This is a genomic window from Chryseolinea soli (genome assembly GCF_003589925.1).
Classification (GTDB): Bacteria; Bacteroidota; Bacteroidia; order Cytophagales; family Cyclobacteriaceae; genus Chryseolinea; species Chryseolinea soli.
On the sequence record NZ_CP032382.1, the window covers coordinates 3,680,565 to 3,706,080 of the forward strand.

The following is a 25,516-nucleotide window of genomic DNA, read 5'->3' on the forward strand; positions in this document are numbered from 1 at the left end:
AGGTGCGACGGGATTTCATTTGCCTGTATGTACTTGGTCGATGTCTTTAAATCGGCGACTGGTCAATAGCTCAATGGCCATAATCATATCAACACAATTCTTTCCCAATTCACTAAACCTAACTGCCTATGAAAAGACTTTGTTACGCGTAGACTCGCGAGTTTTTTTATGATTCATTTCAATTTATTATCTAATCCCCCATAAAATATGAAAGGAATACTTTTACTATGTTGGTGTTTTTTGTTATGTCCTCTCTTGACAAGCGCTCAAGAGTATACGGTGTCAGGGACCGTTAAAGATGAAACTGGTGGCGGTCTGCCAGGAGTAAATGTCATCCTGAAAGGAACCACTCGCGGAACCACTTCCGATGCTAACGGAAGTTATACTATTGCCGTACCGCCTGAGGGAATCCTGATTTTTTCCTTTATAGGGTATAGCCCTGAGGAGGTGTCCGTGGGTACCCGCCAGTCGATCAATGTTAGTATGACTCCGGACATTCAGCGACTTAGTGAGGTTGTGGTGGTCGGTTACGGCACCCAGAAGAAAGCAAACCTTACAGGATCCGTTGGCTCGATCGATGAAAGCCTTATCGAAAGTAAGCCAATCACCAGTGCATCGCAGAGTCTAGCAGGCAAAATTGCCGGCGTGAACATTGCCCAAAGTTCAGGTATAGCTGGCAGTGATGGGGCAACGATTACTATTCGAGGATTGGGAACGCTTGGGAGCACAAATCCCCTGATCCTTGTGGATGGAGTCATTACTGAACGAATGGATATGCTCAGTCCCGGTGACATCCAATCTATTTCTGTTCTCAAGGATGCGGCGTCTGCCTCTATCTATGGATCGCAGGCTGCAAATGGCGTAATATTGATTACCACCAAGAAAGGATCGATCGGCCGTAAACCGGTTTTTCAATACGATGGCGGATGGTCGGTTTCCCAGATCACCAAGCAAAGCAAGCCGGACATGATCAAAGACCCTGTCTTGTTTATGCAGCTGATGAATGAAGCAAGAACGAATTCAAATCTGCAGCCTGCTTTCTCCGATGAGGTAATGGAACTGTACAGTACTCCCTCTTACAGGGACGCGGTAAGTACGGATTGGATGAAAGAAGTTTATCAAAAGGGCCAGATTCAGGAACACAATGTAAGCGCCAGAGGCGCCACAGACAAGACTAGCTACTACTTGTCACTAGGCTATATGGATCAGAAAGCCATTGTGCTGGACGGTAGATACAAGCGTGTGACCTCGCGCGTTAACCTCGAAACGCAGATTACCCCAAAGATAAAAATGGGCACCAATTTTGGGTACACGTATGGTAATCAGCGAACGCCTAACGGGGGTATAAATGACTACTCACTTCTGGATGTGATGCGGGCTACGCCAACAACCCCGGCATATACGGACGATGGTTATTTCGGACTTCCCGATTGGACCACGCTAACCTTCAACGGCCAGGTTCAAGGTGGCAACCCACTTGCTAGTTTCTCATCGAATGACATTCACTCGACTACCAATGAAATTGTTGGTAACATGTATGCCGAGTGGGAGATCATAGACAACCTTAAATTGGCTGCAGACTTCAATGCCAACGTAGCGCTATGGGATTATTCCGGGTGGTATGGGAGACCTACTGCAAGAAACTGGCGCTACAAAGAGATCTTACAGGATCCCAATGTGAATCCGAGTAGTGTGTCGCCCGATTTTTATGGCTTTGGTTCACTACAGGTACAGTCGTCGCGGACCTATAGTTTGAATCCGCATATAAAGTTAGCCTACACCAAACATATCGGCGATCATACACTTTCGGGTCTGGTAGGGTTTACTACCCAGGAAAGGACATACAACTATGTAAGCACGTCACGAGGTCAATTTACATCAAACTATATCCGAGTGCTCCAGGCAGGTGATCCGACGACGGTGGGCAATGAAAGCAGGATTTCCAGTAGCGCAATTGTGTCGCAGTTTGGAAGAATAGATTATAGCTATAAAGACAAATACTTGTTCGAAGCCAACATTCGGCGCGATGGTTCCTCAAGATTTGGCGCAAACTACAAATACGGAGTGTTTCCGTCTTTTTCTGCCGGGTGGGTAGTAACCAACGAAGACTTTTTTAGCAACGTTCCAGCAATCAGTTTTCTTAAGATCAGAGGCTCTTGGGGGCAACTTGGAAACCAGAATTTCGGCGATGATTTTCCTTATGTAGCGAAGGTCACCTACAGCGATGCTAATTATGTTTGGGGTGAAAGCGTTGCAACGGGAGCGAAGGCATCGACTTACGGCAACGAAGACCTGCATTGGGAGACAACGACGATGAGCGATGTTGGTCTCGAATTTCACCTGTTCAATAGTCAGCTAAAATTTGAAGCAGATTACTTCTATAAAAAGTCATCGGACGTTTTATACAACACTCCGATTCCTCGTGAAACCGGCTTCTCTTCCGTGGTAAGTAACCTGGCTAGTGTTGGTAATAAAGGGTTTGAGGCATCGGTAAATTTTGACAAACGGATTAATAAATTTTCAATATCCGGTGGATTGAATGCCACACGAGTCAAGAACAAAGTGCTGTCCATTAATCCGGACGCTACCGGGGAGACAGACCGGTATATCAACGGCGATAAAATTTTAGCGCGTGGCTATCCGATTGATTCGTATTACCTGGTAGGATGGACCGGAGGCATCTTCCAAAATCAAGAACAGGTTGACAACAGTCCGGCGCAATTTGGGGCAGGACCTGGCGACTTGGTTTTCCAGGATGTGAGCGGACCCAACGGAGTACCCGATGGTGTTATCGATGGTAACGACCGACAAATCAAGGGCACTTCGTATCCGGTTTGGACGTTTGGGGCAAACATCACCTTGGAGTATGGTGGGTTCGCTTTATCGGCGGACTTTCAGGGAATAGCCGATGCGTACGCATACGGTTCAAACGAATATTTTTATCCAACATTTCAAGGATCAAATATTGGCAAGCAATGGATAGATCGGTGGACTCCAGAAAATCCAAGCACCTCCAAGCCAAGATTGTGGGTGGACAACGGACCGAATACGCAAAACCAAAGTACTTATTTTTTAATGGATAGGTCATACCTGCGACTTAAGTATGCGGTGTTCAGTTATACCATCCCCAAAAATATAGTGCAGCGGCTTTCCATGAGTAACATCCGGGTATATCTGAGCGCACAAAATCCCTATACGTGGACCAACTACGGCGGGTTTGATCCTGAAAGAACAAGAGAAGCAAGCGCCAGGGGCGGGCTGCCACAAGCGCGCATTTTGAAATTAGGATTAAGTGTTACACTTTAAGCTTTTGGGTGATGAAAAGAATTACAATTATATCTATACTGACTATTATCTCAACGATTTTCAATGCGTGTCAGGAGACTCTTGATCTGCAACCTCAGGATGCGGTGTCAAAGGAAACGTTCTTTAGTAATGCTAACGATTTTGAACAGGCTATCACTGGTCTCTATTCGGGTCTACGGTCGGGTAGTGCCGACGGTCGAGGGGGAACCTATTCTGGGGGATTGTACTGGGAGGTTGCAGCCGATGTTATGTTTTTTCAGTTTTCATGGCATAACCCATGGTTTGATATCTCAAGGGGCAATGTCAATCCGAACACAGAAAGCATTGGGTTTATCTGGGAAGATGCGTATAAAACGATCAATTGGGCCAACACGATTATCGAGCAGTATAACATCAAGAAAGATATTCTTGATGAGGAACTGGGCAGAGACGTGATCGGACAGGCGCATTTTGTCCGTGCTATTGCGTACCTGAGACTTACCAGTGTTTACGGCGCCGTGCCGCTGGTCGACCGCATATTGACGCCTTCTGAAGCTAAGCTCCCCCGGACCTCGGTCGAGGATATTACAAACAATCTTGTCGTGCCGGACCTTGATATTGCAATCGAAAATCTGGGCGAGTTGCCCTACAGCAATCTATGGGGACGTGCCACCAAACAGGCGGCTATGGGAATGAAGGTGCGGGCTCTGCTTTACATCAAGGACTACGATGGAACCGTTGAAGCGGCAAAGACGTTAATGGATTTTGAAAAGAGCTCAACGGTGGAGTTCCTCCCTGACTTTGCACGAATATTTGCCAACGATAACGAGAACAATGGTGAGATACTTTTTAGTATTAAGTTCGTTGGCAACGGGACAAAACAGGGTGCGACTAATTCCACACCTTTCGGTCCCAATAATATGCCGGGCATCGCATCGAGTGGAATAAACGGATCCTGGCAGGCTTCTGCTATCGCACCAGAATTCATCAATTCCTTTCCCATGTCCGATGGCTTGCCCGCCGATGAGTCTCCGCTATACGACGATAACAATCCATGGGCCAACCGTGGCGTACGCTTCGAAAGTACATTTTACATTGGCGGATATTCCACTGTGAACGGCCTGCCTTTTACAGTTGAAAGTGTCGGTACATGGAACAGTACCTTCAAGAACGACTACCCATTCAACGTGAACAAGGGTTTCATGAATGAGAATATAAAACTCAATTGGACCAATGAAGATGATTCAGATGATATCATTCTCAGGTACACAGATGTGTTGTTAATGTATGCTGAGGCAAAGACAGAATTGGGGCAGGTTGATGGCTCTGTTTATGAGATCATGGATATGGTCCGCGACCGGGCAGGGGTCGATCTTTTGCCCCGTGGTCTGGGTCAAAGTCAAATGCGGGAGGCCATCCGAAATGAACGGAAATGGGAATTTGCTTTTGAAGGCCTACGGTATTTTGATATGCGGCGATGGGGAGTTGCTGAAGAAGCATTTGCTGCAATCACTTCCGATGAGACGTACAACCTTGGAAGTACGAAAGTCTTTGCTTCAGGAAATTATCTTTGGCCCATACCGCAGTTTGCAAGAGATGCCAATCCAAACCTGGGACAAAACGATGGATATTAATGGGTACTTAAACAGAAAACAATGAACACCTATATTCTGAAAACACACTTCTTCTTAACGGCATTGGTCGTGGTGATAGGAGGCTGCCAAGAGGATCCACATTATGACCCGAATCGGCCCTCAACTCCGACTGGTCTTGAAGTGACAAAAGGGGATACGTCTGTATTCTTAAGTTGGACTGCTGTCGGGGACGCATCCAGCTATGTTGTGGTGAGAGGTTTGCAACTGATTGCCGATAGTCTGACTTCCCCAAGCTTTGTCGATGATTTTGCACCAGATACGTTAACAGAGTATCGGGTGTATGCTGTAAGCAGGGATGGGTGGCGATCATACCGCTATGCCAGTGATTCTGGCTATTCTGCTGTACCTTCTGGTATCTTGCCTCGACCGCCCGTTATTTCAGCATCTGACGGCAGTAACTACAAGAACTGCACTATTACGTGGTCTGGCGGCAGGTTTGCAACCTCTTTCAATATCTATCGAGATGGTAGTCTCATCGCTGAGAAATTTGTCGGAACTTCGTACACCGATAACCAGGCTCCGGTAACGCCTGTGGAGTATCGGGTGTATGCGGTTAATGATAATGGTGCGTCAACTACATTTGCCTCGGATATGGGCAACAAAGGATACTTTTTTATAGATACGTTTGAGAACGACGTGGATGGTTATGTAATTAATCCCTGGACGTTCAGGGTTGACCCGGCGGCTGGATATGGCGTCGCCTATTATACGGAAGGTAGTCCGGTGGTTGTTTCTGGAGAAGGCTATGAAGGCTCCTCAAAGGCACTTAAAATAGTAAACGGCAAAGCCCAGCTTTTATGCGACTGGGGTGGTGCTCCGGTTGCCGGAAAGTATAAAATCACTCTAAAGGTTAAGAAGGCGAACGGAGGATTCTGGATGGTTCCCAACTTTTCCGGGGCGGAGCGCGTCAATGCTACGAGCGATTGGACATCCTTCGAGATAGAGACTGCTTTGATTACTGCCGGATCAACGTTTAATATTAAAGTCGAGCCTGACCAAGACGGCGATCCAGCGTTTTTTGACGATTGGGCGATCGAATATATAGCACCGTAGGTGGTGGGCACGTTCGTAAAGAAGGGAAACTTAATGCTATAGAAAATAGGGCATTGAGTTTTCCTCTTCTTTTGGACGACCAACCGCCCCTCCAATGAATGGCAAATGCTTCTTGGTTGATACCAACGATGCCGCTGGATTTTGCCGGATTAAGTATCATGACGCACTTCAGTTAAATCGAAGCCAGCAATATTGTATGTGGAAATGGTTTTTTCGCTCCGTTGGGGCATCGATAATTTTAAGTATCGCGATTGCCAGGACGCGTCTTGCCAGCTCCGGCCTTTGCTATTGAGCACTCCACTGTTGACAATGGCTGCCTCAGGATATTTCTCTCAAAATCGATATTTTCCTGAAGTTGCGTTTTTTATTAGACAGCGATATTTTTAAATTTCGATTATCATGTTTTTGTCAAAGCCGTTGTAAGGTTCATTTATATATCCATGGGGATTACAAAGTACCGTGGTGTTGCCGACCTGGTAGTTGGCCGGTGTATGGATGTGTCCATGAATCCAGTAGCGTGGCTGATATTTTAAGATAACGGATTCCAAATCGGATGCATAGGCACTGGAGAGGATGTTGTCTTTTAGTTTTTCGGGTATCGATTTAATACTTGGTGCATGGTGGGTGATTACAACATTTTTTTCAGTGGTCGTTAATTCTAGGCTAGACTTGAGCCACGTCAAAGACGCCTGATGAATAATATAGGTGTCAATGGAACGAAGCTTGGAGAAAGAAGGATCCCTCCGGATATATTTGTAGTCGTTCATTTTTTGCTGGCAGATACTCCCATTAATTTTGGGATCGCCAAGTAATGCAAAATCTGTCCATAGTGTTGCTCCGTGAAAAGTAATATCGTTAATAACAATACTGTTATTTTCCAGAACATAAACATTCGTGTCAATGGATTGGCTTTTTATGCTGTTTAATGTCTTAGGAAAACTTCCTTTGTAATACTCATGATTCCCGAGCACATAAAGAACGGGGATATCTTTGATCACTGATTTAATCCATTCGATTCCTTTAGTTCCCAGATTTACATCGCCTGCAAAGATGACCAAGTCCGCATTATTAAAGCTGAAATCCAGAGATCCAAACTCCTGATGTAAATCACTAACGACTTGTATCCGCATGCATCAAATCAAAACAACTAATAGTGAAACTCGTAAATTTACGAAGCAACGGGATCGAAACAACCTGATTATTTTATATTTTTAGAAGAAACTTAATCCGATCCTTAATGGATATTCACATAGTAAATCGAATAAAGCGGTTAGCCATTATTGCCCTGGCTTCTGATGATGAGCTGGTCGAAGCACTGGTGTTGAAAGGAGGCAATGCGATCGATTTGTCCTATCAGCAACAGGGTATTGGCCACGGCGCCCGAACATCCTTTGATCTGGATTATTCAATTGATCATGGTGATTTCGATAAGGACCTACCTATCGCCGATAGGATAGAACGGACGTTGGCCCAGACCTTTAATGAAGACGGATATACCATGATTGACTATAGTTTTGGCCCCAAGCCGAAGATTGCGCGTGAAGAGGTGGCCGATTTCTGGGGTGGTTACAAAGTCGAATTCAAAGTGATTTCAAATTCCCTTTATGAGGAAAACAAAGAAGACCCGAAGAAATTGAGCAGGATGTCAATTCCTGTGAATATGGATAACTCACCCAAATTCGAACTTGAATTCAGTAAGTTCGAGTTTGTTGAGAAGAAGGTCGAAGCTCATGTGGATGGATTTAAAATTTACGTCTATACGCCAGAAATGATCGTGTTTGAGAAAGTGCGCGCATTGTGCCAGCAGCTGCCTCGTTATAAGGAGGTAGTACCTTCTTTCAGTCCCCGTGCCCGAGCAAAGGACTTCTACGATATTCATTTAATGGTAGAACAGTATAAAATTGATCCGGGGACAACGGAAAACCTGGAGCTGATTCAGAATATTTTTTCTGCGAAGAAAGTCCCTGTAGGTTTTATTAAAGATCTTCAGTCAGGCAGTGCCTTTCATGCTGACAACTGGAAAGATGTTGTAGTTACCTTACCCGCATCAGAAGCATTGGAGACCTTTGAATACTATCGTGATTATGTGGTAAACAAATTTGCGAGCCTTACATTCCCTTAGGATAGTAAAGTCTCCACCCTTTGTCGTAGTCTTTTTCTATCATATCATAAGTCAAATAGAAATCATATCGCATTTCCTTCTCGCGAAGAACCCGGAGCTTTCCAGCGTCAAGCCCCGCCTTTTCCAAGTAAAAGCCAATTGGTTGATGATAAGGGTATATGAAGTTAAATCGGTCTAAAATGGCCACTAGTTTATTTATCGATATTTTATCCAAGGCCCGTCGGTATGCTTCGAGAACTGAATCAACGCCGCCAGCATAGTCAGGTCTCACAGCGATATCTATTAATGTTCTTTCGATGTTGGTTACAGGAAGATCATTTAAAGTAAATACTCCGGATCGATTTGAGTACATGCCGTTATGCACCAAAAAAGTATATTCCTGGAATGTAGTAGTGTTAGCAGATTTTCGCTGAGGTTTGGCAAATGCTGAATTGATAGCACTTTGCTCCAATGTTCTGTTAATATTCTGCTTCTTACTTTGTTCAAATGAAATGTAGATAGTCTTAGGGACCTGGTTGGTTAACCCATTAAGGAATACGGCAGAGTAATGTGATAAGTACGATTTGTTTATCAACGACACAGCAACTTGAAAAACCGAAGCTTCCTGAGAGAGAAATCTTTCCTTATTCGCTTTTAAGCCCTCCAAGTAGAACACATTCTTAAACAAGATCTCGCTATTTGTCAGCTTCTCGGTGAATTTCTCAACATTCATAGAGGCGGGGAGATTCCAGTTAGCACGATTATCCTCCAATACCTGATCCAACTGGGCAAGGCTATAAACCTTAGTCGAGTCATTCTTAAAGAATGACTTAATGCTACTTTCCGCAATTATGAATCGGGATTTGTTAGCCATAAAATAGTAAAGTATATATACTTTACTACAAAGTTAGTCATTTAAAACTACATTTTGGCTTATGCACCTGGAAATATTTTCTCGGGAAGGGAAGTTCCGCAGGTAATTGATAATAGTCATTTTAATAAAGTATATATACTTTATTAAAGTTAGTACTTTAAGAACTAAAAAGCTATGATAGTACCAATAAAATAGCGGCAATGAGATAAATATAGTTCTTTATCTATCACATATATAAAGTATATATACTTTATATAAAGTTAATGATTAAAATTGACTTTGGCGCTGAAATCGCCCGGAAATATTTTTTTGATAAAGCGGCTGGGTTTGAAACCTAATAATGCATTTATTCGTAAAGTATATATACTTTACGAATCACAGTGGAATAGGAACTGCGTCACCGAAACGGGTTTTGGTAAGGCGTCCTTTTACTTCAATGCACTTTCCCTATGTTGCGGTTTAATGGTGTAGTAACCGGGTTTTCAGGGAACAAGTGAGGGACTGGGAAAACGCGTGTAACCAGAGTTCAGTTGAACTGGTTCGCTTATGCCGGGTGGCTGGAATAGCAGCTAATGGGATGGTGGGTTAAGGGTAGAAGCTTTTTGACGGATGAAAAGATGGGTCGGGAGATCTTGAACCTGTTCACAACACAGTTGTTCCATTACTTGCTGCAGTTGCGTCTTGAGCAGCGAGATCACGTGATTGCCACCAGACGGTCCCAACGCAGCCACGCCATACATGAATGATCTTCCTAGAAAGGTGAAGTTTGCGCCGGCAGCCAGCGCTCTGGCTATGTCCGGCCCAGAACGAACGCCGCTATCCATGAGTATTTTAATCTTGTTCGCAAATTTGTCTACGATTGGTGCTAAAGAGCGGATGGAAGATTGACCGGCGTCGAGTTGCCGGCCACCATGATTGGAGACAATAATGCCATCCAAACCAAGTCTGACGGCCATCTCGGCATCCTCGAGGCTGGCCACGCCTTTGAGGACCAGTTTGCCATTCCATTTGTTGCGTATGGCAGAGATTCTTTGCTCATTGAGCCGGCCAGAAAATGTGCGATTCATAAACTGTCCGAGTTGTGACATATTAAGTCCGCTGGGCATGTACTGCTTGAGTGTGGCGAATTCGGGTTGGCCGTGAAAGAGCGTTTGAAGTGCCCAGGTGGGCCGCAATGAAATTTGTAACATGTTTTGAAGGGTCATCCGTGGAGGCATAGCCAAACCGTTACGGATGTCGCGCGGACGAAATCCAAAAGAAGGAACGTCGCAGAGTAAGACCAAAACCTGGCATTGGACCTCGGTCAGTCGTTTGATGATGTTGTCGCGCAAGGAATTTTCTGCCGGATGGTACAATTGAAACCAAGCTCTGCCTTGGGTTAATTCACTCACCCGTTCGATGCTTGCAGTCGTTACCGTGCTAAGTGTAAAAGGGATGTTATGGTCGTATGCTGCCTTGGCTAGAATTTCCGTGGCACCGGGCCACATCAGGCCCTGAAGGCCTACAGGGGCCACTCCGAAGGGCGCATCATAGGTATGTCCAAAGAGTTCCGTCTTTAAATCAGGCGTGGTGTAGGGCTTGAGATACTGCGGTATTAGTTCTATCTCGCGCAGTTCACGCGTATTCTTCTCTAGGTTAACATCCTCGTTGCAGCCCCCGTCCAAATATTCGAAGGCAAAACGGGGAATGCGTTGTCGTGCACGTTCACGCAAATCCTCGATGGAAGGATACCGTGTGTCGAATTGCAATTTCATAGTCTGCGTTGTAGTATTCTCCAACAAATAGATTCAGTTAGGCAGGTTGCTCCTCATAGGATACAGCGATCTGTCGTTGGGTGCCTAACCTGTCGATACCGAGTTCAATGACGTCGCCTGGGCGAACGAATCGCGGGGGTTTCAATCCCAGTCCAACCCCGGAAGGGGTTCCAGTAGAGATCACATCCCCTGGTAAGAGCGTCATGAATTGGCTAATATAGCTAATTAGAACCGGTACCGGGAATATCATGTCACTGGTGGTCGAGTCCTGCAGCCTTTCGTTATTCACCGTCAGCCACAGGGACAGATTGTTGGGGTCTTCGATTTCATCCGCGGTCACCAGCAGCGGGCCCAGTGGCGCGAAGGTATCGGCGCTTTTTCCTTTTACCCACTGGCCGCCTCGTTCCAATTGAAAGGCACGTTCACTGTAGTCGTTATGCAAGGCGTATCCGGCGACGAAGTCGAGTGCACGGCGCTCCTCAACATGTCTTGCTACTTTGCCTATGACGACGGCGAGTTCGACTTCCCAATCCGTTTTGAATGATCTCTTTGGAATGACTACGTTATCGTAAGGACCGCATAATGCCGTTGTAGACTTGAAGAATAGTATAGGTTCTTTCGGAATGGGCGCGTTGGTCTCATGGGCATGTCGGACATAGTTAAGGCCGACGCAGATGATTTTGCTTGGCCGGCTTATGCAGGAACCGAGCCGGGCATCTGGCGGTACCACAGGACAGTTTTCTAAATTCGCGCCGAGCCATTTTTCAAGCCTGGCAAGCCCATCGCTTTCAAAAAAACGCTCATTGTAATCCTCGCCAAATCTGGAGACGTCGAGCCTTGCCTGTGCTATGATCACTCCGGGACGTTCTTTGCCCAGGGGGCCAAATCGAAATAATTTCATATAATGATATTGAAGGTTTTAGTTGTTGAGTTTTACAAATCCCCCATCGATGAGATAGTCATTCCCTGTAACAAAGCCTGCTTCATCGCTGCACAGATAAAGCGCGAGCGCCGCGATCTCCTCCGGTCTGCCCATTCTTCCGATGGGTTGCGAATGGGAGAGTTTTTCGAACATTTCTTTTTCGTTGCCTGGATAGTTCTGTTTCAAAAATCCATCGACGAAAGGTGTGTGCACCCGGGCTGGCGAGATCGCATTACAGCGAATGTTATTTTCGAGGTAGTCTTTTGCAACCGACAGTGTCATTGCTAATACAGCTCCCTTGGTAGCTGAATATGCGAACCGGTCGCGCAGGCCAACGGAGGCAGCAATCGATGCGACATTGAGAATGACACCACCACCTGCGTTTATGAACACTGGCAGTGCCGCATGCAGGCAATTATAGACGCCTTTCATGTTGACGGCCACCAGGCGGTCGAAGTCTTCTTCACTGGTCGTATCCGCTTTGCCGATGTGAGCAACGCCAGCGGAGTTTACCAAAATCTGAAATTGTCCAATGGAGCTCAATGTGTTCGACACATTTTTCTGGTCGGCGACGTTGCAACGATGCACGAATGCCTTTCCTCCCGAGCTATTAATTTCGTCAGCGACGTGCTGGGCGTTATCTGGGTTAAGCTCGACGATGTGGACCTCGGCATGTTGCTTGGCAAACATCTGTGTAATGGCTTTGCCGATTCCGCTGGCTCCGCCTGTTATGACAGCCTTCTTGTTGGTTAGTACAAACATAGTTTTATGTAGTCGGATAGATGGTTATGCAGGTATATATGATCACAATGACACGCCACGCTTCCAGGGGATGAAGTCATCTTGATTAAGTTTAACGGCTTTCGGAACGACTTCGCCGCTAGCCGCCCGTATACAGTATTCCAAAATCTCCTCTCCAAGGCCCGGGATCGTTTTCTTGCCTCGAATAACGGTCCCGCAGTCAATGTCGATGATGTCGTTCATTTGCTGGGCAAGGCGTGTGTTGGTGGCGAGCTTAATAGTGGGGCATACGGGGTTCCCGGTCGGTGTTCCAAGTCCGGTTGTAAATAGAATCAAGGTAGCGCCGGATGCAGCTTGCCCGGTTGTTGCTTCCACATCGTTGCCGGGTGTGCAGACAAGGCTTAGGCCCGCACGAGTGGCCGGTTCTGTATAGTTAAGTATTTCTGCAACGGGCGCGTTACCTGCCTTTTTGGCTGCACCTGCCGATTTGATGGCATCTGTGATCAGGCCGTCTTTGATGTTTCCCGGTGATGGATTCATATGAAACCCAGAGCCAACGGCATGTGCCTGGGCGTCGTACTCCTTCATGAGCCGGATAAACTTTTCAGCGCTGTTCTGATCCCCACAGCGATCAATAATATTTTGTTCAACGCCGCAGAGCTCAGGAAATTCTGCCAGTAACACTTTGCCTCCGAGTGCCACCAGTAAGTCGGCCGCATACCCTACCGCTGGATTTGCAGAGATCCCACTGAAGCCATCACTTCCTCCGCACTTGACGCCAATGCAAAGTTTATTGAGTGGCGCCGGTCTCCGTTCAATTCTATTAAGCTCAACCATTGCTTGAAACGTTTTTCGTATCGCCTGGATGACCAGCTGCTCCTCGCTTTTTATTTGTTGCTGTTCGAATATGAGTAGCGGCTTATTGAATTTTGGATTTCGAGCCAGGATGTCTTCACGTAGTTGATTGGTTTGAAGGTGCTGGCATCCAAGACTTAAGATGGTCACGCCGCCGACGTTGGGGTGATCTGCATATGCCGCCAGCAGTCTGCTTAGCGTCGCTGCGTCTTCTCTAGTGCCGCCACATCCTCCTGTGTGATTGAGAAATTTTACGCCATCAATGTTTTGGAAAAGGCGATGCGAGTTCGTGGAAGTAAAGGTGTCGAGGTCGACGTCTTCGAGGTTGGTTTGGTTGTTGTGGGCTTGTACCAGGCGGTGGGTAAAGGATTTGTATTTATCCGTGATCGCATAACCGAGTTCGTTATGCAGTGCTTCGCGGATAACATCCAGATTGCGATTTTCACAAAACACCGTGGGAATGAAAAGCCAGTAGTTTGCTGTTCCCACGCTGCCGTCGGGCCTATGATACCCAAGAAAGGTGCGAGCACTGAACCGTGTTGCATCGGGCGGAGACCATTGATAGTTGTGGGGTTTATAGGAATAAGCTTGTGCTGCGTGTTTGGTGTTGGAAGTTGTCATTAATCTTCCGGCGAGCAGGTGCTCCTGTGCCGTTCCTACAAGCACGCCATACATAAAGATAGGATCGCCCTTTTGAAGATCTTGTGTGAAGAACTTGTGCTTCTGTGGGATATCGTCAAGCAGTATATAGGTATTTTCCTGTACGATGATGGATGATCCTTTTTTGAGGTCCGTTAGAGCGGTAATTACATTGTCGCGGTCATCGATTTTTAATACGGTATTCATGCGTGTTAGTTTGCTTTATGTCCATTCCATCCATACCATGCCACTACCGTCAGACACAATGTCGGCACAGCGTATGAGCTGGCAGTAGAGTAATGATCGGCTATGGTTCCCATGATGTATGGTATGAATGCGCCACCGGCAATGGACATGATGATAAATGCGGATCCTCTTTTTGTATCAGGTCCCAGGTCTTTGATGCCAAGGGCAAAAATGGTTGGAAACATGATGGATAAGAAAAAGAATGTTCCAACAAGCGCATAAACGGACAGCCATCCGAAGGCGAGCAGGGCAATGCCTGTAAGCAGAATGGCGAGTAGAGCATAGGTGAAAAGCAGCGTGTTGGGTGCTATGCGCTTCATGAGTGCGGTGCCGACAAAACGGCCAACGGTAAACAAGAGGAGCCCGATAGAGAGCAGGTAGGATGCCTGCGCATTGTCAATCGTGGTAATGGTTTCCGTGCAGTAGTTGATAAAGAGGGCCGCAATGCCAACCTGTGCAGCGACGTAGAAGAACTGGGTGATAACAGCATTTCGAAAATGCCGGCGCGCGAACAATGGGTTTCTTGAGTGAGTATCTTCCTCCGCGATCGTATGGGCTGGGGCAATTTCAGGCAGGTGTGTGAAACTGAAAACGACGGCAATCAGAAAGACCACGGCGCCAATCATGATATACACCATCTTGACAGCGTCCAGTCCGCTGCCAGCACTTTTTTCGCCAAAGAAGAAGGTGGCTGCCAGGATAGGCCCTAAGAACGCACCGATGCCGTTGAAGCACTGTGAGAGATTCAGACGAAATTCGGAGGACTTTGAATCACCCAGAACTGTGATGTAGGCATTGGCCGTGGTCTCCAGAAATGCCAGTCCGCTCGCCAGTACAAACATGGCTAGGACAAAAAATTCGAAGCTTACCCACTCGGCGGCTGGATAAAAAAGGAATGTTCCCCCGGTATACAGCAGCAATCCTGCTATGATCCCAGTTTTGTATCCAAATCTGTGAGTGAAAATGCCGGCGGGAAGGGCAACCAAAAAGTAGGCTCCGAAATACGCCATTTGAAGGAATGTTGAACGGGAGGTCGTGATGTTTAGCGTATCCTGGAAATGCTTGTTTAATACGTCGAGTAGTCCATAGGCCAAGCCCCACAAAAAGAAGAGACTCGTTACCAAAGTCAATGGAATCAAGTATGAGTCTTTTTGTGGTTGTATGGTGGCGGGTGCGTCTGAAGTAAAATGCATCGTGCGTTGGGTAAAGTTTAGGTGGGCTATGTAGGCCCATCACATGTGATGGCTGGGCCAAAGCTGTTGACCTGCACCCATTCATCACATTCGATTGCGGTCCAAAGGTCGCCCAATCACTATGATCGGAAGAAGGGCAAAATAGTCAAACAGGGCATGGAAATTCATCAAAATGGGGGATGCAATCGTCGAAACGGACACAAACGGATTGAAATGGCAAAGGGCGCTCGACTGACTCCAGATATAAAAATCGGCCTCAAAGCCGATCCTCATACTGAGGCCTGAAGGCCGGCGACATTCTTAAAATCACCGCTCTAAACTTGGCTAAATTCGACGAATGATGTTCCGATGCTTAAGGTCCCGTTGACAATCCCGTCGAGGGTTAGCGGATTTTATCCATCCAAACGTACGCTCCTGCCAAGCTTTGTGCGGATATATTTCTATTGCATCTCATGGTTGGCGTTGATATATAGGAAAGTGCTAAGATTTCTATTGCAAAGGAGTTTTGAATCCAAACTGCAAGCAAACACCGTCTAATGTCCCATTATATACCTGCGTGGCGATAGGGAAACTCAGGTATTGTGATTCGAGGTATAGGATGAAAAACTTACTTAGTTTGACTGTGACGCCGACTCCGCCACGATACGTAAAAGAGGATCGCGAATCACTCGTTAGCACTACATCTTTCGAAGTCGAGCTCTCTTCCAGAAAGGGTACATCTGTGATCGCTATGCCCGTACCAGCATAAATATACGGCGAGAATTTGCGGATCTGCCATCTATACCCCACTTCCAGACCCGGTATTGTCGATGGTAATTTTCCATTGATAAACAAAGTAGCTCCGTCGCGCGCGGTATACATTGTATGAAATGATATGTTATACTGATCGAAGAACAGCCGGCCAAAAAGATGTTTTTTATAGTCAATTTGAAATTGAAAGCTGCTGGCAAATCCGGTTTCGTTAAGGGCACTGTGTGTTTTTATTGGACTATAAAGCCCTATACCACCGTTGAAATAGTATGATGGCTTCCGATGCTTTTCTTCAGTATTGGACTGGGCATGCCCTGCAGTGATGCACAATAAGACTGCTAAGCAAAAAACTAAAATGAATTTCATATGCCTGTATTATTTTAATATTTCACAAGAAAAGCCATGCTTGCTCAGGAGATCCACCACTTCCTCAGCTATATTTCTTTGCGTCTTCAGCCGCAAGACTTTGTCTTCATCACCGATATCAACGGACCAATTGTTTACACCGACTAAAAGAGAAAGTCCTCCAGCGACCAGATTTACATCCCGACTATTGAGAATTGTAGTTTTGAAGAGGAGTATTATCATATATGAAAATGAGGTTATGAATTGGTCTATTGAGTAAATGCAGGTCAGCGCCCGATCAGATTTTCAAGCTCGGCCACGGCGATGAAGTATGCTAACTGTGCTGCGTATAGGTCGGCCTCGGATTTGGCAACATCGGCCTTGACGGCAAGCAGATCACTATTCATGCTTAGCCCTGCTGCCTGTTTATCCTTTTGTACCTTTAGCTCTTCCAGTCGATACTTCAGTGCTTTCCTTGCCACTGTAACCAGGGCGATCGTTTGATTTATTTTGCGGTAGGCTTTTTCAACATCGGTATATACTTTCTGTTGCTGATAAGCCACGGTATGTTCTGCTTGTTTGAGTTGTGCTTCTCGTTGATGTAACACGTGATGGTTGACGAAGAGGTCTTGAAGATTCCATTTGAGGTTTATACCGATATAGGGCATCGAGGTCGGAAGGATGGGGTTCCCTCTCTGGTAATAATATCCGGCAATCAATCCGAGATCGGGGAGATTACTTTGGTTAGCGGCTTTAATAGAAAGAAGCGCCTTGTCACGGTTTAGACGTGCGAGCTGAAGATCCGTATTAACGGATATGCGATTCGTGTAAGTATCTACAGACGCGATGACATGCATCCCTATCGTTGCCGAGTCCGGCTCCTGAAGCTTTGTAAGAGAATTTTCTGATAAATTAGCAACCACGATTAGTTCACGTTTATAATCTTGGACGATGATTTCTTGCTTGAGCATATTTTGTTCCTCCTCGGCAACGGCTGCTCGCAAGCCCGCTAGATTGGGGGCAATTACTTTTCCGGCTGCTGCTCCGCTCTCCGCGTCTTTGACCTTAGCTTTCGCAAGCTCAAGTCGGGTAGAGGCCGCTTCCCATTGTTTTTCGCTAATGAGGATGCCATAATACAATTCCTGAACCGCTAGCGTGAGTTGCTGTGCAATTTTTACTTGTTCTGTCTCTGATACTGTTACATCGATCTTATCTATTGCTAGTCCTGTTTTGATCTTTGCCTGTTGAAGAAGAGGCTGGTACAGTGCAACGTCTGTGCTAAAGTTGTCGTGTTGGCCCATTTTGAAATTGGTATTCTCCTGCGGAAACAATTGATCACCCGTTGAAGTCGGTGCGACTCCGATAGAACCTGCCGGTATATTTAGCTCTCCTATTGAAAAGTTATACTGATAATTCGCACCGACCATTACCGAAGGGTATCGCCTGATTTGATCTTCGTTCAGCTTGCTGACCTTCTCTTTTACCTGCCAGCTTTTGATCGCCATCGGGTGGCTTCGCGAAATTGCCGAATCAATAAGTTGTTGCAAGGTGTAGCTACTCCCGGTCTGTGCCTGCAATCCGGTGCAAGTAAGCATGAGGATGGCCGATAGCACGAGGCTATATTTTATTTTCAGATTCATAAGAAACAATTATTGTACGGTTGGAAGAATATTTTTGTCCCGGTCACGGATCATGGCTATATACAAGACGGGAACGGTAAGGAGTGCCATGATCATACTCCACACAACTCCGAATGCTAACACACTGGCTAAAGGCGCCCACATTCCAGAGCCTGAAATGATCATGGGTAGGACGCCTATAGCGGCGGCCATCGCAGTAAGAAATATAGGACGCAATCTTCTTTTGGCCGATTCGATTGCGGAGGTGCGAATATCCATCCCCTGGCGTAGCAGTATGTTAGTATAATCAACCAGGATAATCGCGTTTCGAACTACTATGCCTGAGAGCGCAATCAGTCCAATGAAAGCCGTAAAGCTGAAATTATTGCCTGTTACTACTAGGCCGAAGATAGCGCCAAGTAGACTCAGCGGTATAGTGAGCATGACGATGATCGTCTCCTTCATGTTTCGGAATTGGAAGAGCAGTATGAAGAATATCAAGACAAGACTTATTACCAGCGCCGTTACCATCTCTACAAATACCTCGTCCTTGTTTGCTTCCTCTCCGCCATAGTCAATCCGGTATCCTTCCGGTAGTGTTAGTTTTTGAATCTTAGGTTTAATGGCTTCCAGCAGTTCGGCAGGTAACACATCAGGCTGTGTTTCACTTTGCACAGTAAGCGTTCGTACGCCATTTCGATGCATGATTTTGCCTGAATGCCATTGAGGAATAAGTGTAGCAATTTGTCGGAGTGGTAACTCAGCTCCTGTTGCCGGGGATGTGATGTATATATCTTGAAGGTCGGTTGTATTTCTTCGCTTGTTGGCATCCAGTCTCAAGACTATATCAATCGGGGTGTCACCTTCATACATAGTAGATATAGGGGCTCCATTAAACCCTGTATAGACGGACTGTGCGACGCTACTGGTAGTGAAGCCCAGGCGTTTGGCTTCTTCCTTGAGTTGAAGATCGATACCGTAGTAATCTTCAGAAAAGTCATCCCGAACAAACAAACTTCCCGGAGTAGTTTTTAGGATCTCTCTAACCTGATCTCTGATTTCCTTTAATCGGTTTACATCTTCTCCAACAATTCTTACTTCTACCGGTGCACTCATAGAAGAACCCTGCTGCATCAGTTTTACGAAAAATGTACCGCCTGCCGTAAGGTTTCTGACTTTGGTACTCAGTTCATGTGATAACTGCTCTGCTGTTGCCTCACTTGTTGTATTGACCAGGATGAGTGCGTAGTTTTTGGTGGGAAACTCTGGCGTAAAGTTATAGTAAAACCGGGGAGCAGACGTTCCGGTAAACGTTGCGTACGATAACACTCGGTCATCTCCCTGTATGATTTTCTGTGCTTTTAAAATAGTCTCGTTTGTTTTTTCGAGTTTCGTTTCGGTTGGCATCCATAGCTCAACGATAAACTGATTGCGTTCTGCTGGCGGGAAGAACAGCTCTCGGATGCCAAATTTGAGCAGCAATCCGACCAGAAGCAGCGAAGAGAAACTTCCGATGACTGTAATTTTGGGATGGTTTACACACCAGTCGAGCGCTACATTGTACCCATCTTGCATATAGGTTAGTACCGATTTTTTTTGTTTGGCGCCATTGGTTTCATGTCCTTGCGCATGGGTGTGTAACCCTTTTTTGATGAATGTGTAACAAAGCAATGGCGTTAAGAACAATGCCACGAAGTATGATGCGATCAATGCAATGGCTACTGTAATCGGAAGAGTCGCGATGAATTCTCCAGTCGCACCGCTGATGAGAACCATCGGTAAAAAGGAAGCAATGATTGTAATGGTAGCGACTAACACTGGCATTAAAAGGTCGTGGGCACTGCGCCAGGCGGCTGTCCATCGATCGACTTGCTCATCCAATAATTCCACATAGTTGTCGGCAATGACAATAGCGTCATCCACGACCATACCGAGGACCAAAATGAGCGCAGCCAGCGATACCTGATGCAACTCAATACCCACGGCGTTCATAATAGCAAAGGTGAGGGCCACCGTCATAGGTATAGCCATCGCTGCGACGGATGCTATTCGAAATGGCAACAACAGAAGTACAACTACAATTACCGAGACAATTGCCAGGAAGAACTCTTTTATAAAATGCGATATGTTATGGTCTACCAAGGTGGGCTGGGATACCAGCGTAGTGAGTTTGATGTTGGTCGGCATTAATCGGTTCGCCTCGTCTATCTTTTGCTCTACAGCTTTCCCAAAGTCAACGATGTTGTTCCCTTCGTGCATTTGAATGCTAAGCATGATAGCTTTATTGCCGTTGACGGCAATAATCTCATCAGGTTCCGCGTAATCTCTCTTCATGTTGGCTACATCTCCCAAGCGAACGATAGCTCCCGTTGAAGATGTGCCTACCACTTGGCTCGATAGATCATTTTCAGTATGAAAAAATCCCGTTGTATAAAGCGGTGTTGTGCTGGTATGCGTCTTCACTTCACCGGTGGCACTAATACTGTTTTGTGATTTTAACAGGTCTACCACTTGGTCAAGGCGTACACCATATTGTGAAAGTTTCTGCGAATTCGCAGACGCGACAATTTGCTCACGCTGATCACCGATGCGTTTGATCTTTGACGCGGCGGGTAGGGTGCGTATAAGGTCTTCAAGTTTCTGTGCATAATACTTTAGTTGTTCAAAACTGGCGTCTTTACTATCCAGAGCGATCACCATTGCTTCTGTGTCACCAAAATCAGAATCGACGATGGGTCCGTTTACGCCTTCCGGGAGATCTACTGCCCGCGCTATTAATAGCTGATGGCGAAGTTTACTCCAGAATATATCGGGTTGCTTCACATTGGCAGTGAGCTCTACGGTTATTACCGTCATTCCGTCTTTGGAAGTCGATGTGGTTTTGGTCTTATCCACTTCTTCATATTGAAAAAGATATTGTTCGAGTTTCTTGGTAACTTGGTCCTCCACCTGGGATGAATTGGCACCGGGAAAAAAGGCTATAACAAGTCCTTGTCGGATGGTGATTTTAGGATCCTCTCTGCGGGGCATATCAAGCAGCGAGTTGACTCCTATGGCAAATAGCATAAACAAGACGGCGAGTGTCACCTGCTTGTATTTGAGGGCAGCTTCAATGAAATTCATAACGTTATTTGATAATGGTTATATGTGCGCCATCGGCTAGTTTCGATTGTCCGTCAACCACGATTGTTTCACCTGTCGATAAGCCGGATACGACCTGAATTTTGTTTTCGACAATTCGGCCAAGGCTGATTTTTCGCTTAAAAGCTTTTTGTTGTTTGATATCGGCTATGTAGATATAGTTTTGATTATTCAGATCGTGAACGACGGATTCAGTGGGAATTAAGATATCATGCTCGTTCCTGTTGCCTGCTATTCTAGCTTCAGCAATCATACCGGGTCGTATAAGCAGATCCTTGTTGTCGATTTCTATTTTTACGGTGAATGCCCGTGACACCATATCGGCCACTGCACCTACGTCAGTTACTTTGCCCGGGAAACTTTGGTTCAAGGCACTGATATGCACTTCCGCCATTTGACCGATGGCGACTTGGTGTAGTTCTCCTTCGGGTATATATGCGGTTACTATAACCTTTCGGATATCCGCTACAACGAATAATGTAACCCCGGCAGAAACCGCTTCGCCCACTTCGGTCTGCTTTGAAAGCAACACTCCGTTTAACGGAGAATAGATATGTGCATCCGCAATATTTTTTTCCTGAATCTTTTTTTGCAGCTCGGCCTGCGTTACGGCCATACCGGCTTTTGTAAAGTCGCTCTCGCTGAGACTGCCCGCTTTATACATTAGACTAAGCCGGGTGAACTCGTCTTTGGCAAGGACCACTTGTACATCTGACAGTTCTTTATTGAGTGTATAACTAGTGAGTTCAAGTCTGGACAATAGCTGTCCGTTGGTAATCGTTTCGCCCTCTTTGTGCGAAATGTATTCTACTTTACCGGGTACCATGAACGCTAAGTTGACGGTTGTTTTGCCTTCAATGCTGCCACTCAACAATATTTCATTAGGTAGTTGTTGGGATGCCAGATTTTGTATGGAAACGGGTATGGCACTATCGGCATCTGCGTGTGGTGTCTCTTTGTTGCTGACGCATGCTGTTGCAATTAACAACAGCAGCAAGGTAAAATGATTAAGCTTCATAGAATATAATTGTTACTGGATAAGAGTTTGTGTTTGTTGTGTAGCTGGGCAAAACGTCCTGAGTTGCTATTGGTACCTGAAGAATTGTTCTTGTGTATTGATGTCGTGAATACCCAAAAAGGTCAAGATATGTTTAGCTTTCATCGTGAACTCGGGGCTTCCTGAGACAGTAAAGTTGATTGCTGTGGTTGTATTGGCATTGATGACCGGTTCGATGGCTTCTGCTTTACATTTTCCGTATGGTACTGTTTCGTATATCACATACAGTCGTGCTGGAAAATGTGACGTTAGAATCGTTAGCTCGGGACGAAATGTAAAATGCTTTCGATCTGAGTGGTATACTACGGTAATTATTGTTAGGTTCTCTTGTGATAACCTTTCTTTCAGACTTGGAAAGATCGAGGCTAGTCCCGTTTCATCTGCAATAAGCACCCAATGATTTTCGTTCGTTGAACGTTGCATCTCTGTAATTTTTATCAAAGGAACCAACAATATTCGAGACCCTTTTTAATCTAGATTAAAAAGGAAGCCGTCATGGAAAATATATGCAGGGAGTGTAGTTTATTTCCCGGACGTTAGGTCACGCGTTTAGGTGTAGGGCCCTCGTTGAATCCAACGATGAGCTTGAAAGGGGAAGTAATAGAATAGAGGATTGTAAGGCTATATTATAGCATCAAATCAGTTAATGGCTGCGATTGACAGAATATATAGCTGTTTCTGATGTTTTGCCGCGAAGTGGCAGTTGTTCAATGAACGACGTGTTGAATCTGTCTGATGTCATGGTCCATTGTGCAATGGGGGATGAAACAATTAAATCTTTCTTTCGAAGACTGCATTGTTCGAGAATTCGGGCGCACGTGTTGAGTACATCACCATGATATACGATATCTTTCTTTACGGTCTGTATCTCTGTAACGGTAACCAGACCTGTATGAATTGCTGCTTTGAACAAAGGCGTCTCACCAAATTCATCTATGAAGTATTTGCTGTTGTGGGCGATGTTGCAGGTAAAATCAAAGTATAATTCCAGGGGGGCAAGTGTTTTGCGTGCGGCCTTTGTCGACCATAGGAGAACGGCTGAGTCGCCTACAAATTGATATATGGTGGCGTTGTATTGATATATGCTGTCGGTGAGTAGTTGGAAACTGTCTTGGATAAATCGGCTATATTGACTATGCCCCATCCGCTCAGCAATAGAAGTAGACGATTTGAGGTCGACGAAAAGGAACGTGAGGTCTTCTTCCATAGGTTGGTTATACCGGCCCAACAATGCGCCCACAATGGCGTGTGGTCCGAGATATTCGTAGATCGTTATTATCATATTCAGGACAATACTAAAAAGGATCACAAAAAAAAGTATGGACAGGAAGATCCCCGAGGTAAGGAACTCCGGTACAGCACTGAATGCCTCCGGCATTGAACGTTTTTCAAGGATTAGCAAATACATTATGAAAACTAAAATGCAGCCTGCTGTCGCCAATAGTATAATGAGCCCATATTTACAGAAAGCAAACTTTCCGAAGGACAACGATTTCCAACGGATGAAGACTTTAAGTTCCAACCACGCGATACCGAGGGCTATTATTAAACCCATACAAGTCGCAAGGGGGATGAGTGCTCCACGGCCCTGTTCATTTACTTCTGTTAATTCTTGGATACCAAGTAATTTAAGGCAAACAAAAACATCGATGCCGGCTACATAGGCAATTATTAAGACCAGTATATATATCCTGTTGATTTTTTCTGTATAATGGCCCATGATATGGTTTCTTTCGTTCGTGTTACTTAATTGTATGAACATGGCGTAGCCATACAATGAGTAATGATAACCGTGACTGCAAAGGAAGGCAATACAACCGACAAAGTTTTTAATCTACATTAAAAACGCAAATGTGCTGTTAACGCCTTGCTCGTATTACGCTCAATGTCTGTTGAGTAATGCCCAGGTAAGACGCTATTTGTCCGAGTGGTGCACGTAGCAGGATCTTAGGATACATTTCTATCATGGTGTGATAGCGTTGTTCCGCCGTCTGAAATTGGAGTGATTCCAATTTTATGGAGAACAGCGTTAATACATCTATGGCAACATGAAAAAACATTTTTTGCAGTGCTGGAATTCTCGTCAGCATGGGGTCGAGCTCTTCATAATTGATGGTTCGTACCGTTGTGTCCTCCAATGCTTGCCATCCATAGGGTTCGGATATTTGATGAAATATACTGTTCAGGGGCGCAGTAAATGTGCCTTCGTCAAAGAAGAACTGGGTTATATCTTTTTCATCCTTATAGTAGAATGTTCGGACGAGACCCTTTTGGATGAAAAATATTTTTGATGAGTAATTATTTGGCGTTATAAGGAGGGCCCCTTTTGTATAGGATGCTGGTTGAAATTTTTGCTCCACTTCCGCGCATTCTTGTGCGGTTAGTGTTACTTTTGAGTTGATAAAGTTGAGAAGGTCCATGGCGGGTAAGTTTGTTTTACAAGTTAATGTTTGCGTGTTTAAAAGGTTAGTATAATGTGCTGAGGTTTAAAAACTATGTTAAGATATAGATCGATCAAGATGGACATATCCACCGTCCACATGAATGAGTTGGCCGGTAGTATGACTCGAACGTTCTGAAAGTAGAAAGATAGCCATGTTGCTGATTTCGTCGGCTGTGGTCATCCTTTTTTCGAGTGGAATTTTGCCCGTTATGGACGCGAGCTTTTCCGACGGATTAGGAAATCTTTTGATCCAAGAGTCATACAGGGGCGTATAGCATTCTGCTACAATAACGGCATTAACCCTGATGCCATGCGGTAACAGCTCGACTGCCCATTCCCGAGTCAGAGCATTCCGCCCACCATTGGATGCAGCGTATGCAGAGGTTCCACCCTGACCAGTCTCGGCGGTTTTGCTTCCGATGTTTACGATTGATCCCTTGCTTCTGATTAACCACGGCAGTGCATAGTGTGCCATGAGATAATAGTGCACCAAGTTCTTATGAATGCTGTTGATGAAAAGCTCATAGTTGCCGTTCGACAGTCCAACGCCATCATTGACGCCTGCGTTATTTACCAAGCCGTCGATTCTGCCAAAGTTGGCGACGCAGATGTCAACAGCTTTTCGGCACTCTTCTGGGTTTGTTAATTCCGCCTCAATACAGAATGCGTTTCCTTGGGTTGCCTTGATGGCCGCTAGGACTATGTCGTTATCAGCTTTACTTCGTCCAATTATGACAGGAATGGCGCCTTCGCGGGCGAGTGTCCTTGAGATTCCTTCTCCGATGCCTTTTGCTCCGCCAGTAACTATGAATACTTTCTCCTTCAATAAGAAATCCATATATG

General features: G+C 45.6%; 19 protein-coding genes. 4 read left to right on the forward strand and 15 right to left on the reverse strand.

The features are described 5' to 3' along the window. Nucleotides 1–207: 207 nt before the first annotated feature. The 3 genes from D4L85_RS15775 to D4L85_RS15785 are packed head-to-tail and all read left to right on the forward strand — an operon-like array spanning nucleotide 208 to nucleotide 5,993. A complete protein-coding gene (locus D4L85_RS15775) occupies nucleotides 208–3,306 on the forward strand; it encodes a SusC/RagA family TonB-linked outer membrane protein (RefSeq protein WP_119755194.1) in 3,099 nt (1,032 codons plus the stop codon). Nucleotides 3,307–3,317: 11 nt separating this feature from the next. Further along, nucleotides 3,318–4,919 (forward strand): RagB/SusD family nutrient uptake outer membrane protein, encoded by a 1,602-nt coding sequence (locus D4L85_RS15780; protein WP_119755195.1) that lies wholly within the window; start codon nucleotides 3,318–3,320, stop codon nucleotides 4,917–4,919. Nucleotides 4,920–4,940: 21 nt separating this feature from the next. Further along, a complete protein-coding gene (locus D4L85_RS15785) occupies nucleotides 4,941–5,993 on the forward strand; it encodes a fibronectin type III domain-containing protein (protein ID WP_119755196.1) in 1,053 nt (350 codons plus the stop codon). A gap of 383 nt (nucleotides 5,994–6,376) precedes the next feature. Here the strand turns inward: D4L85_RS15785 and D4L85_RS15790 are convergent, their stop codons facing one another. Beyond that, entirely contained in the window at nucleotides 6,377–7,123 is a 747-nt protein-coding gene (locus D4L85_RS15790; RefSeq protein WP_119755197.1) for a metallophosphoesterase, read from the reverse strand. A 107-nt stretch (nucleotides 7,124–7,230) separates the two neighbouring features. Here D4L85_RS15790 and D4L85_RS15795 point away from each other — a divergent pair, with 107 nt between their 5' ends. Then, nucleotides 7,231–8,115 (forward strand): nucleotidyl transferase AbiEii/AbiGii toxin family protein, encoded by an 885-nt coding sequence (locus tag D4L85_RS15795; protein ID WP_119755198.1) that lies wholly within the window; start codon nucleotides 7,231–7,233, stop codon nucleotides 8,113–8,115. Here the strand turns inward: D4L85_RS15795 and D4L85_RS15800 are convergent. From D4L85_RS15800 to D4L85_RS15875, 14 genes are all read right to left on the reverse strand, one after another. Continuing rightward, entirely contained in the window at nucleotides 8,102–8,968 is an 867-nt protein-coding gene (locus D4L85_RS15800) for a type IV toxin-antitoxin system AbiEi family antitoxin domain-containing protein (protein ID WP_119755199.1), read from the reverse strand. The genes D4L85_RS15795 and D4L85_RS15800 overlap by 14 nt on opposite strands. A gap of 569 nt (nucleotides 8,969–9,537) precedes the next feature. Then, a complete protein-coding gene (locus D4L85_RS15805; RefSeq protein ID WP_119755200.1) occupies nucleotides 9,538–10,722 on the reverse strand; it encodes an alpha-hydroxy acid oxidase in 1,185 nt (394 codons plus the stop codon). A gap of 37 nt (nucleotides 10,723–10,759) precedes the next feature. Beyond that, nucleotides 10,760–11,623, reverse strand: a complete 864-nt coding sequence (locus D4L85_RS15810; RefSeq protein WP_119755201.1) for a fumarylacetoacetate hydrolase family protein — start codon at nucleotides 11,621–11,623, stop codon at nucleotides 10,760–10,762. An 18-nt stretch (nucleotides 11,624–11,641) separates the two neighbouring features. Then, a complete protein-coding gene (locus D4L85_RS15815) occupies nucleotides 11,642–12,406 on the reverse strand; it encodes an SDR family NAD(P)-dependent oxidoreductase (RefSeq protein ID WP_119755202.1) in 765 nt (254 codons plus the stop codon). A gap of 42 nt (nucleotides 12,407–12,448) precedes the next feature. Continuing rightward, a complete protein-coding gene (locus D4L85_RS15820) occupies nucleotides 12,449–14,086 on the reverse strand; it encodes a UxaA family hydrolase (protein WP_119755203.1) in 1,638 nt (545 codons plus the stop codon). Between the two features lie 5 nt (nucleotides 14,087–14,091). After that, on the reverse strand, nucleotides 14,092–15,318 hold the full coding sequence (locus tag D4L85_RS15825) for a sugar MFS transporter (RefSeq protein WP_119755204.1): 1,227 nt from the start codon (nucleotides 15,316–15,318) through the stop codon (nucleotides 14,092–14,094). A 489-nt stretch (nucleotides 15,319–15,807) separates the two neighbouring features. Next, nucleotides 15,808–16,434, reverse strand: a complete 627-nt coding sequence (locus D4L85_RS15835; protein WP_119755206.1) for an outer membrane beta-barrel protein — start codon at nucleotides 16,432–16,434, stop codon at nucleotides 15,808–15,810. A gap of 9 nt (nucleotides 16,435–16,443) precedes the next feature. Further along, the gene (locus D4L85_RS15840) at nucleotides 16,444–16,656 is read right to left on the reverse strand and encodes a hypothetical protein (RefSeq protein WP_119755207.1); all 213 of its coding nucleotides are present in this window, start codon (nucleotides 16,654–16,656) and stop codon (nucleotides 16,444–16,446) included. Between the two features lie 44 nt (nucleotides 16,657–16,700). After that, the gene (locus tag D4L85_RS15845) at nucleotides 16,701–18,053 is read right to left on the reverse strand and encodes a TolC family protein (RefSeq protein ID WP_119755208.1); all 1,353 of its coding nucleotides are present in this window, start codon (nucleotides 18,051–18,053) and stop codon (nucleotides 16,701–16,703) included. A gap of 9 nt (nucleotides 18,054–18,062) precedes the next feature. After that, nucleotides 18,063–21,155, reverse strand: coding sequence for an efflux RND transporter permease subunit (locus tag D4L85_RS15850; RefSeq protein WP_119755209.1), 3,093 nt, complete (start codon nucleotides 21,153–21,155; stop codon nucleotides 18,063–18,065). 4 nt (nucleotides 21,156–21,159) lie between these two features. Further along, nucleotides 21,160–22,191, reverse strand: a complete 1,032-nt coding sequence (locus tag D4L85_RS15855) for an efflux RND transporter periplasmic adaptor subunit (RefSeq protein WP_119755210.1) — start codon at nucleotides 22,189–22,191, stop codon at nucleotides 21,160–21,162. Nucleotides 22,192–22,873: 682 nt separating this feature from the next. Further along, on the reverse strand, nucleotides 22,874–23,950 hold the full coding sequence (locus tag D4L85_RS15865) for an adenylate/guanylate cyclase domain-containing protein (protein ID WP_160143765.1): 1,077 nt from the start codon (nucleotides 23,948–23,950) through the stop codon (nucleotides 22,874–22,876). Nucleotides 23,951–24,089: 139 nt separating this feature from the next. Continuing rightward, a complete protein-coding gene (locus D4L85_RS15870) occupies nucleotides 24,090–24,650 on the reverse strand; it encodes a Crp/Fnr family transcriptional regulator (protein WP_119755213.1) in 561 nt (186 codons plus the stop codon). Nucleotides 24,651–24,728: 78 nt separating this feature from the next. Continuing rightward, nucleotides 24,729–25,511 carry an L-fucose dehydrogenase gene (locus tag D4L85_RS15875; protein ID WP_119755214.1) on the reverse strand — a complete coding sequence of 261 codons (783 nt, stop codon included), beginning with the start codon at nucleotides 25,509–25,511 and terminating at the stop codon, nucleotides 24,729–24,731. Nucleotides 25,512–25,516 lie beyond the last annotated feature (5 nt).

What these genes read in the sequence shown, in the direction of transcription:
- D4L85_RS15775 (WP_119755194.1), top strand. Translation starts at nt 208, where the DNA reads ATGAAAGGAATACTTTTACTATGTTGGTGTTTTTTGTTATGTCCTCTC.
- D4L85_RS15780 (WP_119755195.1), top strand. Translation starts at nt 3,318, where the DNA reads ATGAAAAGAATTACAATTATATCTATACTGACTATTATCTCAACGATT.
- D4L85_RS15785 (WP_119755196.1), top strand. Translation starts at nt 4,941, where the DNA reads ATGAACACCTATATTCTGAAAACACACTTCTTCTTAACGGCATTGGTC.
- D4L85_RS15790 (WP_119755197.1), bottom strand. Translation starts at nt 7,123, where the DNA reads ATGCGGATACAAGTCGTTAGTGATTTACATCAGGAGTTTGGATCTCTG.
- D4L85_RS15795 (WP_119755198.1), top strand. Translation starts at nt 7,231, where the DNA reads ATGGATATTCACATAGTAAATCGAATAAAGCGGTTAGCCATTATTGCC.
- D4L85_RS15800 (WP_119755199.1), bottom strand. Translation starts at nt 8,968, where the DNA reads ATGGCTAACAAATCCCGATTCATAATTGCGGAAAGTAGCATTAAGTCA.
- D4L85_RS15805 (WP_119755200.1), bottom strand. Translation starts at nt 10,722, where the DNA reads ATGAAATTGCAATTCGACACACGGTATCCTTCCATCGAGGATTTGCGT.
- D4L85_RS15810 (WP_119755201.1), bottom strand. Translation starts at nt 11,623, where the DNA reads ATGAAATTATTTCGATTTGGCCCCCTGGGCAAAGAACGTCCCGGAGTG.
- D4L85_RS15815 (WP_119755202.1), bottom strand. Translation starts at nt 12,406, where the DNA reads ATGTTTGTACTAACCAACAAGAAGGCTGTCATAACAGGCGGAGCCAGC.
- D4L85_RS15820 (WP_119755203.1), bottom strand. Translation starts at nt 14,086, where the DNA reads ATGAATACCGTATTAAAAATCGATGACCGCGACAATGTAATTACCGCT.
- D4L85_RS15825 (WP_119755204.1), bottom strand. Translation starts at nt 15,318, where the DNA reads ATGCATTTTACTTCAGACGCACCCGCCACCATACAACCACAAAAAGAC.
- D4L85_RS15835 (WP_119755206.1), bottom strand. Translation starts at nt 16,434, where the DNA reads ATGAAATTCATTTTAGTTTTTTGCTTAGCAGTCTTATTGTGCATCACT.
- D4L85_RS15840 (WP_119755207.1), bottom strand. Translation starts at nt 16,656, where the DNA reads ATGATAATACTCCTCTTCAAAACTACAATTCTCAATAGTCGGGATGTA.
- D4L85_RS15845 (WP_119755208.1), bottom strand. Translation starts at nt 18,053, where the DNA reads ATGAATCTGAAAATAAAATATAGCCTCGTGCTATCGGCCATCCTCATG.
- D4L85_RS15850 (WP_119755209.1), bottom strand. Translation starts at nt 21,155, where the DNA reads ATGAATTTCATTGAAGCTGCCCTCAAATACAAGCAGGTGACACTCGCC.
- D4L85_RS15855 (WP_119755210.1), bottom strand. Translation starts at nt 22,191, where the DNA reads ATGAAGCTTAATCATTTTACCTTGCTGCTGTTGTTAATTGCAACAGCA.
- D4L85_RS15865 (WP_160143765.1), bottom strand. Translation starts at nt 23,950, where the DNA reads ATGGGCCATTATACAGAAAAAATCAACAGGATATATATACTGGTCTTA.
- D4L85_RS15870 (WP_119755213.1), bottom strand. Translation starts at nt 24,650, where the DNA reads ATGGACCTTCTCAACTTTATCAACTCAAAAGTAACACTAACCGCACAA.
- D4L85_RS15875 (WP_119755214.1), bottom strand. Translation starts at nt 25,511, where the DNA reads ATGGATTTCTTATTGAAGGAGAAAGTATTCATAGTTACTGGCGGAGCA.